3 protein-coding genes are annotated in these 15,880 nt (G+C 54.9%); all 3 read left to right on the top strand.

What is annotated here, in order from left to right; genetic code table 11:
* Positions 1–1,900 precede the first annotated feature (1,900 nt).
* The 3 genes from ABLU50_RS13230 to ABLU50_RS13220 all read left to right on the top strand — a co-directional run bounded on the left by ABLU50_RS13230 (position 1,901) and on the right by ABLU50_RS13220 (position 15,559).
* Positions 1,901–12,592, top strand: coding sequence for a DUF1983 domain-containing protein (locus ABLU50_RS13230; protein ID WP_227506515.1), 10,692 nt, complete (start codon positions 1,901–1,903; stop codon positions 12,590–12,592).
* A gap of 61 nt (positions 12,593–12,653) precedes the next feature.
* A complete protein-coding gene (locus ABLU50_RS13225) occupies positions 12,654–14,078 on the top strand; it encodes a tail fiber domain-containing protein (protein WP_023339907.1) in 1,425 nt (474 codons plus the stop codon).
* A gap of 422 nt (positions 14,079–14,500) precedes the next feature.
* A complete protein-coding gene (locus tag ABLU50_RS13220) occupies positions 14,501–15,559 on the top strand; it encodes a sensor domain-containing diguanylate cyclase (RefSeq protein ID WP_043875505.1) in 1,059 nt (352 codons plus the stop codon).
* Positions 15,560–15,880: the final 321 nt, after the last annotated feature.

Below are 15,880 nucleotides of genomic sequence, written 5' to 3'. Positions count from 1 at the left end.
GGCTGAAATAAAAGGAATCGCTGGCGCTAAAAATAACGGTGGTAACAAGGATAACGGGCAGAATCGCGGGACGGAAATTGCCTCGGTCGCCTATATGAAAATCTTGCTGGCACTGTCAGAAGGTCAAATTGCCGGTCAGTTTACCGGTCAGGATATTTGCCTCGACGGTACGCCGTTGCTCGATGCCGATGGCCATGAAAATTTTCCGGGCGTGACGTGGGAGTGGCGCAGTGGTCTGGTTGACCAGGATTACATTCAGGGTTTCCCGGCGGTCGAAAACGAAATCAGCGTCAGCACGGAAATCAAGTCTGGCACCCCGTGGGTAAAGGCGATCAACAACACGCAGCTGTCGGCTGTTCGCCTGCGTATTAAATTTCCGAACGGGGTCTACAGCCTGCGTGACAGCGGTGGCAAAGATGGTTACCGCATTGAGTTCGCTATCGATGTTTCAACAGACGGCAGCACGTATACCGAATATGGCCGCGATACCGTCGATGGCATAGCTAACACGGGCTATGAGCGCAGCTACCGCATCGATTTGCCGCGGGCAAACTCCGGCTGGCAGATCCGCGTTCGCCGTCTGACTGAGAATAAGAATAATAACAAAACGGCGGACGTAAGTCGTATCGAGTCGATAACGGAAATCGTTGACGCCAAACTGCGCTATCCGAACACCGCGCTGTTGTTCGTTCAGTTCGATTCAACGCTTTTTGATGGCCGGACACCGACCGTGACGGTCAAGGCAAAGGGGCTGGTCATTCGCGTACCGTCGAACTATGACCCTGTCGAACGTACCTACAGCGGAAGCTGGGACGGGACCTTCAAGTGGGCCTGGTCGAATAACCCCGCCTGGATTTTTTACGATCTGGTGCTGAACAAACGCTATGGACTTGGAAAGCGTATTTCGTCCGACCAGGTGGATAAATGGACCCTGTATCAGATCGGCCAGTATTGCGATGCGCCGGTCTCAGATGGTGCTGGCGGAAAAGAGGCCCGTTATCTCTGCGATCTGTATATATCCCAGCGGACTGACGCCTGGACCGTATTAATGGATCTCGCGAACATTTTTCGGGGCATGATTAGCTGGTCGAATAATCTGCTGTCGGTTGATGCCGATATGCCGCGTGAGATGGACCCCGATTTTGTTTTCAACAAATCGAATATTGTCGGCTCCTTCACGTTCTCCAGCACGTCCGAGCGGACCAACTATAGCGCGGCCATCGTCACTTACAGCAACCCACAGAATAACTATCAGGACGATCAAGCCAGCGTCTATTCGCAGGAGGTTGCAGACCGCTTCGGATTTAACACTATCGAGTTGTCCCGGATTGGCTGTACACGTGAATCCGAGGCGCAGCGCCACGGCGCCTACGCCATCGAGACAAACCGCGACGACAATGGCGTTGAGTTTAAAACGGGGATGGAGGGTCGCATTCCCCGTGTTGGCAAGGTTATCGGTATCAACAATGCCCCTATGGCTGGCCGGCAGAACGGCGGTCGTGTGGCGGCAGTCTCAGGAAAAAGGATTACTCTCGACCGCGCGGTCGCGGCAAAAGCCGGGGATACGCTCATCATTAACCTGCCGGACGGAAAGTCGCAGGGGCGTAAAGTTCAGGGTGTGCAGGACCGTATTGTTACGGTAGAGCAGGAGTATAACCCGGCACCGCAGGCGGAGGCGGGTTGGATTCTGGATCAGTCAGACCTGGCCATTCAGCAATTCAGGGTTAAGCGCGTTGTGAACAATAACGATGGCACGGTCACTATTAACGGCCTGCCGTATAACCCGAACAAGTTTCCCCGGGTGGATGATGGCGCGGTGATCGAAGACCGTCCTGTGACCGTTGTTCCCCCACGGGGACAGGAGGCACCGGACGACATTACCATTTCCAGCCTCTACCGGGTGTCGCAGGGGATTGGCATCACCACCCTGGTTGCCACCTGGTCGCCGGTGAAAAATGCGATTGCGTATGAAATGCAGTGGCGTCAGAACAATGGTGACTGGATTAACCTGCCGCGCACCGGCAATACGCGGTTTGAGGTCGATGGTATCTATACCGGTCGATACGTTGTGCGTGTGCGGGCGATTAACGCGCAGGATATCGCGTCCGTATGGGGGATCTCGAAAGAAACCGAGCTGACCGGTAAGTCTGGTGCCCCACTTCCGCCGCTGGCGCTGGCAACCCGTTCGCTGGTTCATGGGGTCCAGGTTAGCTGGGAATTCCCGACCGGCTCCGGGGATACGCTGCGCACGGAACTGCAGTACAGCAAAAATCAGGACGGCAGTGCGCCGACGCTGTTATCAGACGTGGTCTATCCGGGGAAAAGCTATCAGCAGATGGGCCTCAGTATGGGCGCAGAATTCTGGTATCGGGCGCGCCTTGTGGATCGTCTTGGCAATGAAAGCCCGTGGACCGGCTGGGTCCAGGGGATGGCCAGCGATAACTTTGATGACTACTACGAAAACCTGACCGACGCGATCAAGGATACTGCTGCCTGGGAGGAAACGCAGCGCACCATTAGCGAAACACAGGAAGGTATCCGCAATACGCAGCAGGAACTGGAGCAGACCGCTGAAGCTCTGCGTAAGGAAGCCGAAGACCAGACGAAGCAGGTCAGCCAGGATATTGATGCATCGGCGAAAAGCATCACGGCTGATGTTGACGGGAAGATCTCCGCCGTGAATAAAACCATCACGGATGAGATCACCTCGGTTAATGAGGCTCTCGATTCTGGTCTGGCTCAGGCAAACAAAGGCGTTCAGGAGGCAAAATCCGCCGTCGCAGATGCGAACAAGCAGATCGCAACTGTGAACAAGTCGCTGACCGACAGCATCACCCAGGTAAGACAGTCAGTCACCGATACGGCTGCGGAAATCAACGCCACCATCGACCTGGAGATTGCCAGGGGCAGCAAAACGCTGGCCGACGGCGATGCCGCATTGAATGCGCAGATAAAGACTGCCGAAAATGGCCTGAAGCAGTCGCTGTCTCAGGTCAACACCACGCTGACCAATGCGGTGAAGCAGGAGACCGCGGATCGTATCGCCGATGTTAACGCGAAGGCGTCACAGGCCGCTGATGAACTGCTGGCGGCAACGCAGGGGATTGAGGCGAGTATCGAGAGCCTGACTCAGGTGATGAAGACCGCCGATGAAAATCTGGCGCGGGAAATGTCCAGCCTCGCTGCCGGCGCTAATATCCAGTTCGATTCGCAGGTTATCTGGCATTTCAACAATCAGACGACCGAGGGCTGGACCGGCAGCGCCGGCGTACCGGGTGTGTCACAGGATGGCTGGTTACGCCCGGCGGACAGCGCCACCGATCCGTACATTACCTCTCCAGGCGGGCTGGCTGTCGATGGTGCGGCGTACCGTTTCATCATGCTGCGCTTTCGTAAAACCGGCAAACCAGTCTGGGCGGGTGAGATCCGCTGGGTGTCTGCCGGCGAAAACTTCAATAACACGAAGCGATACATTGTTGCTGAGCCGGAATATGCCGATGGGGTGGCAACCCTGACGGTGCGTGATATTCCGTGGACAGGGAACATTGATCGTATTCGCCTGGACCTGACGAACCAGCAGGATGCCAGCAACTTTATCGAATTCGACTGGATCGCCGTTGGCCGGCCAGCACCCGGCGCCAGTACGGCGGCTTTGCAGGATGTGCGCAGTACGCTGAGTAACGCGCTGACTGCCGAAGCGCAGGCACGCAGCACGCTGGCGGCGCAGATGCGTGGCTCCTATGATGGGAGCGATCTGGAGAAAGTCACCTCCGGGCTGCTGTACCAGGAAAAAACCGCACGCGTTACCGCCATCTCGGCGGAAGTTAAGGCCAGAGAGTCCCTGCAGACGCAGTTTAACGACAACAAAGCTGCTGTTTCTGGTGAACTGAGTTCTCTGACGACAGAGCAGAGCGCGCAGTCGAGCCGTATCGGTGGCCTGGAAACCAGCCTCGGGAAAAAAGCCGATGCAGCCGCGCTGACGTCCCTGACGCAGAAAGTTGAGCAACAGGGCGCCACGCTGACATCGCAGGGCGCCGCGTTAACATCGCTCACTAACCGGGTTGGCCAGACGGAAACGGGCCTGGCTGGTACTAATGAGGCGCTGAGCGGGCTGCAGTCTGTTGTTACCCAGCAGGGTGACAGGATAACCAGCCAGGGTCAGTCCATCACGAAACTGACGAGCGATTTGGGCACGACAAATGCCGCGCTGGCGAAGAAAGCCGAAGCGGCTGCGGTCACTGCCTTAACGCAGCAGGTAGAGCAAAACGGGCAGGATATTCGCAGCAATACTGACAGCATCACCAGCCTGTCGAATCAACTGGTCAATGGCCAGCCGAATCGCTGGTCCCGTCGACTCTATCCGGTGCAGCTGGCTAACGCCGGGACAGTCCCGTCATTCAGCGATGTTCGCGCCGTGGCGCCAACGGTCGTGGATGAGGTGGCCGACGCGGCCAAACTGGACTTTACATCCGCCGGCAGCTATCTGATCGCGCTGTATTCCTGCCAGGTGAAAGTGGTCGCAGATACCACCATCACACTGGCGCCCGGCGCCAGGGTTTTTGATGATACCGGCGCCATATTTGTGAATGGGGTTCAGGTCGCCTGGGGTAACGCCAGCTGGAATACCGTCAGTTTTGAACTGAAAGCCGGCTGGAACACCGTTGAGTTTCTGGTGAATCAGTGGACCGGCCAGGCGTATATCAACCTGGGTCTGAAGCTGTCAGACAAGGTTGCTGAGATGTACTGCGGTCTCGGGGTTTCCGCGCTGGCAAACGCAGCCGGCGTGCTCAGCTCGAATGTCAGCCAGATTGGCAACGATGTGGTCAGCAATTCGCAGAGTATCACCCAGCTCCGGAATGCGCTGATGCAGACAGACGCGAACGTGGCCAGCAAAGCGGATCAGACGGCGATGAACTCGCTAACCGGACGAGTGGAGAAGACGGAATCCGGGCTGACGGCTGCTAACGCCAACATTACCTCGCTGAAATCCGCTGTACGGGCCGGAAACGCATCAGGCGGGGATTTAATTCCCAACCCGACGTTTGACCCGGCGTATGACCAGATGGGGTTCAGCGTGGTAGCCACGACGGCTGAGGAGGTCCCGCCGGGCTGCCCGTATGGTTATGCGGCCCGAATTGCCAGCCGGGATCACCATCCTAACTTTGCCGCGTTCCCGGCCACGCTTAACGATGTGATTGAGATCAGCGCACTGGTTGCCTGCGGCGCCGGCACGGCGAATTTTAATCTGTATGTTGGCACCGCCGTTCGGCCAGATACGAGCACCGGTGCGCCACTCATGGCGGGGGGCGGGAAATCACCCTCCGCGACCTGGCAGAGAACCACCTGGCGCTTCAAGGTCACGCAGGCGATGGTGGACAGGGGTTATATCCGCCCGTTCCTGCAGATCTCGCAGAACAGCCCGTATGGCACCGTATGGTTCGTTACGGACTGGCATATGCGAAATGTGACAGCGGCGCAAAAGGTTCAGAATACTGCGGATGCCACGGCGGCGGCGGTTGACTCTCTGACCACCACCGTGACGCAACAGGGTAATCTGCTGACCTCGACCGGCAACCGGACAACCCAGCTGGAAAACGGGCTGGCAACCACCAATGCCGCAGTGGCCAAAAAGGCTGATGCGACAGCGGTGCAGGATTTGACCAATACCGTCACACAGCTGGGCAACGATCTGACTGCTGCGAACAGCGCCATCACGAAACTGACCGGAAATCTGGCGAATACCGATAAAGCGCTGGCGCAGAAAGCCGATGCGACTGCGCTGGCCACGCTCGACACGAAAGTGACGCAGCAGGGTAAAACGCTGGAGAGCCAGAGCAATTCGCTGACGAACCTGTCGAACAGTCTCTCGCAGGTTGCGGCAGATATCGATGCCAGCGGTCAGATACCGGGTAACCTGGTCGTGAATCCCTCGTTTGAACGTGGGCTGGATGGCTACACCGGGCGGTCAACCGCGACCAGTGTGGTGGAGGTTTCCGTTCCTCACAGCGGGACGCGGGCGCTGAAGGTTGATCCGGGGAATGTGACTCCGGGGCAATACATCCCGTTTGTTCAGGGGCGAACCTATGAAATCGGGGTGTGGGTCAAGGAACCCGGAGCGACGACGGATAATGGCGCGGGGAACAACAAGCTGCGGATCGGCAACTCTGCCGGCCAGCCGGTTTTTGAGCGTCCATACAACAGCGGTACGGTGGGGACGAACTGGACCCTGATTTCCGGTCGCTGGAAAGCGACGGAGACAGCCAGCCTGCCGGTGACGCTGAGTAACTATCTGATTAGCGGCAGCCGCTACTTCGATGATTTTTACGTCACTGACGTTACCGACCGGGTGGACATCGATGCCACCGCCGGCGCCGTGACCGGACTGACGAGCCGGGTCAGCACTGCGGAAGGGGCCATCACCTCACAAAGCCAGCAGCTGACGAACCTGCAGAACAGCCTGAATACGACCAACAGCAATGTCTCGAAGAAGGCCGATGCCACGGCACTGACTTCGGTCGATAACCGGGTGACAGAGGCGGAAGGGAAACTGACCACACAGAGCCAGCAGCTGACAAATCTGGCGAATGTGCTGACGGCGACCCGCAACGCCGGCGACAACCTGATCCCGAACTACGATTTCCTGCAGGGCAGCACGGCCTGGGATATTCAGTATCCAGCCGGTGTGACCTTTGGCGATTTCGGGGACGGGAAAGCGGGGGTCCGGCTGAACCGGACGACTAACACCAGTCCGGGGATCTTCTCCAACAACAACAAGCCGGTGCCGCTGAATGGCCAGCGCAAGTACCGGGTGGTGGTGAAGGCCAAAGGTATTTCCGGCGCGATGAGTCTGCTGATCCGTCGCCAGAACAAAATCGGCCAGACGGACAGTACGTATGAGGATAAAACGGTCACGCTGACCACTGACTGGCAAACCATCACCTGGGAAACCGGATTGACGGCTGCCGGCGCGGATGGGCAGAACTTCAAACTTTATTCTCATCCGACAAACGGTGAAATCTGGCTCGATTCCGTCCGGGTGTTTGATATCACCGATGGAACCAACATCAAGGCGACCAGCGATGCTGTTTCGTCTCTGACCGGGACGGTGACGAACCAGGGGAACACCCTGACATCGCAGGGGCAATCCATCACGGCGCTGAATAACGCGCTGGAAGGGATCAAAGGCGATGTGGCGAAGAAGGCTGATGCGTCGGCGGTCAGTTCACTGACCAACCGGGTTACCCAGACTGAAAAGGATATCCGTAGCCAGGCCGACAGCCTGACCAGCCTGAATATATCACTGAAGCAGCAGGCGACACGGGGAGCCAACGTACTGCCGGACGGCAGTTTTGAATCCTATGCCGTCGGCGATGTTCTCAGTAATGCCCGCGCCGTTATCACCAGTGAAGCTGCGCACAGCGGGACCAAAAGCCTGCGTGTTACGCGCAGTACGGAGTACAACCCGAACGCGACGGATAATAACGATACCCATATCTTTTCGGGCATGCAGGTTCGCGATAACGCGGTCTATTACGTGGAGGCGTGGGTTAAGTTGCCGGCTGGCTCGACCGCCGATCCGACCGTTTATATGGTGCTCGGATTTTCCTTCCAGGATTCTGCCAATGGCTGGTCGTGGCCTGGCCTGAACGTGAAAGTCTCCGAGTTGTCGGTGGACAACTGGACAAAAGTCAGTGGCTATCTGACCAACAACCGAACCGCGCTGAAACAGGCAATGGTGAGGATCTCCATCCCGAATACACCAAAAGTTCGCCTGGGTGACGCCTTCCTGATTGATGATCTGATCATCACTGACGTGACCGATGCGAAAGCGGCTCTCGATGCCGCCGATGCGAATGCGCAGGCGCTTTCCAGTCTGTCCGCGTCAGTCACGCAGAACGGGAAGAATATTACGTCTCAGGGCAGCGCGATCACGAAACTGCAGTCGGATGTGACTCAACTTGGTAAGGATATCAGCGGCAAGGCCGATGCCAGCGCGCTGACGAATCTGACGACCCGCGTGACGGCTACCGAAGGCAGCCTGAAATCGCAGGGAGACAGCCTGACCAGCCTGCAGAACAGCCTGAATACGACTAACAGCAATGTGGCGAAGAAGGCTGATGCAACGGCGCTGCAGAGCCTGCAGAACACCGTTGAACAGCATGGGAGGGATCTGACCACGCAAAGCAGCGCGCTGACGAACCTGGAAAACAACTTTTCCTCCCTGGCCGTGGGCGGGACCAACCTTATCCGCAATGCGGACACACTGGAAGGATGGAGCAGCCGCCACGCCACAGAGACCTATCTGGGCGACCGCGTGGCCTACACCCGGCTGGCGAAAGGTGCATCCGGTTATACCCAGCTGGATGAACAGACGCTGGACGTTACCGGGCGTACGGAATTTGTATTCAGCTTCTATGCGAAAGGGGCTTATGACGGGCAGGAGATGGCGAGTTATTTCTATAACCCGTCGAACACCACCACCACGGAAACCAGCCAGGGCGTTAAAGGCGGGGCCGGTGACGGCAAGGCGGTCACGAAACTGACCACCGCATGGGCGCGTTACTGGGTGAAATGGGTTATTCCTGCCACCAGTGGCACCAAACGGCTGATTGCCGCGCGTCTGGAAAGCGCGACATCTGCCGACAAAGAAGTCTGGCTCTGCCGCCCTCAGCTGGAAACCGGGACCGTGATGACCGACTGGTCACCGAGTCCGGATGATGCGGCCAGCGGTATTACCGCGAACACATCGGCCATTAACAGCCTCACCAGTCGGGTGACGAATGCCGAGGGGCAACTGACCGCGCAGTCTCAGAGCATCACGAATCTGCAGAACAGCCTGAACACCACCAACAACAACGTGGCACAAAAGGCCAGCGCGCAGTCGGTGAGTGATCTCACCAGCCGGGTCACCAGTGCGGAAGGCAAAATCACCTCCCAGGGGCAGGCTATCACGAAGCTGCAGGGCGATTTGAGCAGCACCACCGATAAGGTCAACACCAAAGCGGATCAGACGGCGCTTAACGCGCTGACTGGCCGGGTGGAGAAAACCGAGGCAGGCCTCACGGCAGCCAACAGCAACATCGTCAGCCTGACGGCGGCGGTGAACGCCGGGAATGCTGCCGGGGATGATTACATTCCAAACCCGTCATTTGATCCGGCGTATGACCGCATGGGTTATGACGTGGTGGAGACCACCGCCGATGGTGTGCCGGCTGACTGCCCGTTCAGGTATGCCGTCCGGCTGGCCGGGCGAGACCATGTGCCAAAAATCAACAATATCGCCGTGACACCGGGCGACGTTTTCGAAATGTCTGCTCTGGTAGCGTGTGGTACCGGCAGTGCTGACTTTAACTTCTATATCGGTCGGGCTACTACCGCCACCGGTGGCATCGGAGCGAAAGCGTCCGGGGGCAACACTAAGACCACCTCCGCGTGGAAACGAACCACCTGGCGCTTTACGGTGCCATCCGATACCAGCTTGCTGCGGCCGTTCCTGCAGGTTAATCAGAGCAGCCCGTTCGGCACCGTCTGGTACGCTGCCGACTGGCATATGCGTAACGTGACGGTGGCGAACAGTGCGCAGAAAACCGCAGATGCGACTGCAAAAGCGGTGGATTCACTGACCACCGCGGTTAGCCAGCAGGGCGATACGCTCAGCAGCATCGGCACGCGGACCACCTCGCTGGAGAACAGCCTCCGGTCGACAAACGATACGGTGAGTAAAAAGGCTGACACGACAGCGGTGACGCAGCTGCAGGGCACGGTGACGCAGCAGGGGAATGACATCGCGGCAGCTAACAGCGCGCTGACAAAACTCAGCAGCGATCTGGCCACGACGAATGCGAACGTGAACAAAAAAGCGGATGCAAGCGCGATGAACACCCTGCAGAACCAGGTCACGGAGCAGGGCAAAACACTCAGTGCGCAGGGGGATTCTCTGACGAAACTGAGTAACAGCCTGAGCCAGACGGCAGCGGATATTGACGCCAGCGGGAAAATGCCGGGCAACCTCATTGTCAACGGCAGTTTTGAGCGCGGCGCGGCGGGCTTTACCGGCTGGAGCAGTACCGCGACGGTGGCCGATTTACAGGTTCCGCACTCGGGTAACAAGGCGCTGAAAATGTCCGCCGGCCAGTCGAACCTGGTCGGACAGGAAATCAGTATCACGCAGGGCCGTACCTACCGCATGGGGGTATGGGCGAAGCAGGACCCGGGGACCACGATTAAAGATGCGGGTAACACGAAGTTTCGTGTGGCCGACAGCACTGGCCTGCTGGTCGGCTCAAACTACGGACCGTTTAGTTCTGGCTGGCAACTGGTAACGTTTGACTGGAAAGCCACGAAGACCACGACGGCCAGTTTCCAGCTGACAACCTTCCTCAGCGCGGGGGCAATGTATTTTGATGATTTCCATGTCCTCGATGTTACGGATGAAAAGGATATCGCGGCTAATGCCGGGGCTATCTCTCAGATGAATACCCGCGTCACCGCTGCGGAAGGGGCTATCACCACCCAGGCGCAGCAGCTGACGAAACTCAGCGGCGATCTGGCTGTCACAAATGCGGCGGTCAGTCAGAAAGCAGAGCAAAGCGCTGTCACCGGGCTGACCACCCGGATGACGTCTGCCGAGGGTAAACTGGATTCGCAGTCGCAGCAGCTCACCAGTCTGCAGAACAGCCTGACCACGATGAATACTGAGCTGGGTAAAAAGGCTGACACGTCCGCGGTGAGTTCACTGACCGGTCGCGTCAGCCAGGTGGAAAACACCATCACCAGCCAGTCGCAGAGCATCACGTCCCTGACCAGCACCATCAATACCATCCGCACTCAGGGAGCTAATCCGTGGGTTGACGGTACGTTTGAAAGCTACAGCGATGGCCAGGTGCTGGGCGGGAACGGCACCGCCGTTGTGGTGGCGTCTCAGAAATTCACCGGCGATAAGAGCCTGAAGTTGAGACGGGATGAGAACAACGGCGGCAACAGCGATAAACAGCTTGGCACCTGGCAGTCAGTCCGTGAGGACGCGAAGTTCCGGTTTGAGTTCTGGGCCATGATGCCGGCGGATCAGGCGCCCTCCTCCGGGTGGACAACGCTGGTCGGTATCCAGTCACAGAATGCTGCCGGGCAAAATGCCTGGCAGGCGGCGGTCACTGTCAGCGAAGCCTCTCTGGGCGCGCGCGATAAATGGGTGAAATTCACGGGTATCGCCAGTAACAACGGGGCGGGCAGAACACGCGCGGTGGTCTGGATCTCCACCCGTGGCGCCACCGGCAACGGTACCCCTGGCTATTCACTGTATATCGACGATCTGGTCATCACGGATGTTACCGATGCGAAAGCAGCACAGGATGCCTCTGACGCGACGGCGAGCGCCGTGAGTGGCCTGACGGCGCGCGTAACGGATGCCGAAGGGAAAATCACTGCCCAGGCGCAGCAGCAGACGGCACTGGCTACGAAAGTGGATAACGCCAACTCCCGCGTCGATAACATGGCGAAGACGCTGAGCGACAGCCAGAGCACACAGGTCAGCCTGAATACCTCGCTTCAGTCGCAGATTGACGCGCAGGCGGCCGCCAACATCAAAAACCAGACGACGCTGGACAACACGATTAAATCGGTGGCCAGTATCACCAGTACCCAGCAGACGCATGCAACGGCACTGGAGGCGCTGGCAACGCAGCAGACGACCCTGACATCCAGTGTCGGGGATCTCAGCGCTTCCGTTCAGAACACCGCCAAAACCGTGGCGGATGTGAATGGTACGGTGAGTTCGCTGTGGTCGATGAAGGTTGAGACGGTTAACGGGAAGAATGTTGGCGCGGGGATTACGCTGGGCAGCAATGGTGAAACGAGCGACATGATCCTCTACGCCGACCGCTTCTCGCTGTTTAACCGTAACAATGCGACGGCAGTGCCGGTGATGATTGCCGAAGGCAATGAACTGTATATCGATACGGCACGTATCAAAAACAGTTCCCTGACCTCAACCAAAATCGCGGACGGTTCCATCACGAACGCGAAGATCGGCAAAGAGATCCGCTCGGATGACTTTGTTGACGGGGCACGCGGCTGGAGCATCAACAAGGATGGTGGGGCGCAGTTCAACAATGGGATCTTCCGTGGTCACATTGAGGCGGCAAGCGGCAAGTTCAAAGGCACCCTGGAAGCTCAGTCATTTATCGGTGATATCGCAGTAGCTCGCCGCTACGATGATATGGCTTTCCGCCGCAACCAGACTGTTCAGCGTAACGGGGCATACCAGAACCGTGGATATGGGATGACGATTGTTCTGTCGTGCACACTGGTTTACCAGCTCACTGGCGCGGGCAATGTTCAGCAGTCGTATTCCGTTGATATCACGTTCAACATTGGCGGGCAGGAAGTAACACGTCGCTTCTTTGCCAACGCCGGCGGTTTCCAGTCTGGTGACTTCACTCAGGAATTCCGCTTCGCTGCTGATCTGCTGGCTGATAACAACAATGTCAGCTTCTTTATCAAGGCGCGCGGCAACGATGCTTCGATTGACTATAGCTGCTCGATCCAGAACATCACCGCCACGGCGTTCCGTACAAACAGCAACTCATTCAGCTAACAGAGGCCCCGCAAGGGGCCTTTTCTTTTTCCAGGGATAACCATCCAGGAGGAACTTTATTATGGCGATGTATGAAGTCGGCACCGTCACGGGCGCAGCATCTCAGGCGCGGGTGACAGGAGCGACAACAAAGTGGGCACAGGTGGCGCTGGGGATACAGCCGGGGTCGATTCTGGTGGTCTACCGCAGCGGTAGTGCTGACCTGTATGCGATCAAATCCGTGGACAGTGACACGCAGCTGACGCTGACCCGGAATATCACCACCGCATTTTCCGGCGCCAGTTACGGCATTATTACCGCTGAAACCGCCAGTACCTCGTCGTTTGCTAACCAGCTGGCCAGCGCATTTGCATTCTGGCGTAGTGTGGTGGAGGGCTGGTCGATGGCCCTGACCGGCAGCGGCAATATCACCCTGACTGACCCGATCACAGGAAAGCAGGTAACCGTGCCGGCGATAGGCGGGATGGCGAAGGCATCGGATCTTAACGCGCTGGCAAAACTCACCGGAGGAAACAAACTCGACGGCTCGCAGGTTATAACCAGCGATAATGCCGGTTTTATTCTCGGTAAGAACTCAGATCTGGCTCTGCTCAAAAAACAGGGGCAAGGCGGGACAATTGCCGTTGGCTCGGGAACACCGTTCAGAGTTCAGCGTTCAAGAGCGACCACTGTGTCACCGTCAGATACCTTTGATGACATCCTCGTTATTGGGACCGATAACCAGACGACTTTGCCCGGTGGGTTATCAGCTGGCGGCAACATCGATAACACGTCAAAGGGGAAGGTTCTGACGCAGGCGATCGAGCTGTCAATGAGCACGCCTTACATTGACTTCCACTACAACGGCAGCAGTGCGGATTATACCGCTCGCCTTATCCACGACAGGCAGAACCGCCTGAACGCGCAGGTACAAAGTTTTTGGGTAACGGACGGGAGGATCACAGCATCATCGACCATGCCAGCCAACCCAGCCATCGGAACGCAACTGACCTCCAATCCGGTACGCTCATTGATGGCAGGGCGAGGAGCGTATGGTGACGTGGATGGCGCTTACGTCCAAATGTACATGGAGGAGCAGGTAGGCACCGAACACCGACTTGTTCTGTACGCTGACGGATTCGGGCGAACCGATGCATGGATTTTCCGGGCTGGCGGCACGATCTCCACCGGTAAGGGTGACGTCCTGACCACCGGCTCAGATGTCCGGCTGAAAGATGCGTTCATGGAGCCTCAAGAAGGGGCCTGCAGGCGCATTAACTCGCTGGGAGTATGCGAGTTCAATATGAAAGGCGAAACGCGCCGGAGGCGTGGCTTTATCGCCCAGCAGGCTGAAAAAGTTGACGACTTGTATACCTTCCTCGGCATCGAGCAGGAGATCGATGGTGAAAAATTCAGAGTGATGAATGTGGATTACACGGCAATCATTGCCGATTTGGTGACCGTGGTACAGGATTTGATTAGGCGAGTTGACGCACTAGAAAGTTGAGGAGCATAAAAAATCCCCCGGAGGCACTTGCCGGGGGCAACTGAAACGACATTAATTGCTGTGTACATCACAGAATAATTTGCAGTAAACGATAAGTAAGTTCAAGTAAAGTTTTACTGGTCAGATGTTGTGTTATTTTTTAATAACCTACCAAAATTAATAATGAAGTAGTGCTAAATTCTGCTGGGAATTAATTTTTAAGGATATAGCCCTAAAATATTGCTGTGCATCAGATATAAATCGTGAGAATAGGTTCAAAAAAATGGATGCCAAATGTTATTATTGAGACGTTTATCATTAATTGAAGTGCAATCTTGTAATTTTCACATTCGTGTTATAACTTTGTAATGCAGGAAGGTTTTATCTTGTTATTTAGTGGGTTGACGTGATGGCAGTTCTTAGTGATTTATAATAGGCTTTCTATGTTGACAAATTTCCCGGATGAGAAGTACATATCTGATAGAAATACATCGTTCATTAAGCGAGTATATTTTTTACGTCAGATTGGTGTCGTTCTTTGCTTTATTCCTATATATTCAGTCCTCCAGGAACAGTCACATCAAAAAATAACAACAGCCTTGTTAATTCTGAATGCACTCATCTGGCCATCGGTTGCTTATCTTGCAAGCATGATGTCGAAGGATATGCTGAGTACTGAAAAGAAGAATATGATACTTGATTCATTCTGGGCTGGAATCTGGATAGCCGTAATGCAAGTTAGTCCAATTCCATCATTATTCATAATCTCAGTTCAAATAGCTGATCGCTATGCTGCTGGTGGATGGAAAATTTTAAAACCAGCATTAATGTGGATGATGATTAGTTTCCTGACAGTTTGGTTAGTAAATGATTTCAGATATACGATAGAATTCAGTACCCGAACGGTATTGCTTTCTTTACCCTTGGCGACCTGTTATCCCATATTACTGAGTATTGTTTCAAGGCACTTATCTATAAAGTTGAGGAAAAGAAGGGAGTTACTGGAAAAACAGGCTCTGATGGATCCTGGCTTAGATCTGCCAAATCGCCGTTTTTTTGAGCAGAAAATGGAAAGTGCTTTTCGTGCGACACGTAAAAAGAGAACGCATTCTTATCTTATGCTCATTGATGTTGATAATTTTAAAAAAATTAATGATACCTATGGGCATGAAGTAGGTGATGCGGTGTTATCTCGTATATCATCAATATTACGAGACTGCGCTGGCGAGAAGGACGTACCAGCAAGATTTGGTGGCGATGAGTTGGCTATTATTGTTAACAATAGTAATAATAAGCTTGTTATAGCTATGGTTCATATAATTCAGAAAAAAATTAAAGATCTTTCATTATCTTCTCACAAAGATATTTACTGTACTGTCAGTATTGGTATTTCTTGCGCAGAAAATAAAGAATCAATCATCGAGTGGATCAAAGAGGCTGATGAAATGCTATATGAAGTTAAACGTAACGGGAAGAATGGATATTGCATGCCGAATAATTGAAGATGATATGATTTCTTTTCTCATGAGTTTATGCTTATAAATTTTAAAGATAGTTTATGATCGGCATTACCAATACGGATAAATTTATTCGGAACCACAGACACCATCTCAACTAACGTTTGATACCTGCCACCAAATTAGTGGCACCACTTAACTGTATGATTTTATTATAATTAATGACGGTCTCGTGTTAATTGCTTTTCCCTTTTGAGTCATTTGATTTGAATAATCGATCAATTTATGAAATATGATAGGTTTCGCCTATTGTTCGATCGTTATCGATCATTTTAAACTATTTCTCTTTCATTATTAATTATGACA

Origin of the sequence: Klebsiella sp. GG_Kp173 (genome assembly GCF_040062415.1) — a bacterium.
In the GTDB taxonomy this organism is placed as follows: Bacteria; Pseudomonadota; Gammaproteobacteria; order Enterobacterales; family Enterobacteriaceae; genus Klebsiella; species Klebsiella quasipneumoniae.
Note: the sequence above shows the minus strand (reverse complement) of the source record. Positions and strands in the feature narration are given on the sequence as shown.

Excerpts from the sequence above, each read along its gene's own strand:
- ABLU50_RS13225 (WP_023339907.1), top strand. The coding sequence starts at position 12,654 with ATGGCGATGTATGAAGTCGGCACCGTCACGGGCGCAGCATCTCAGGCG.
- ABLU50_RS13220 (WP_043875505.1), top strand. The coding sequence starts at position 14,501 with ATGTTGACAAATTTCCCGGATGAGAAGTACATATCTGATAGAAATACA.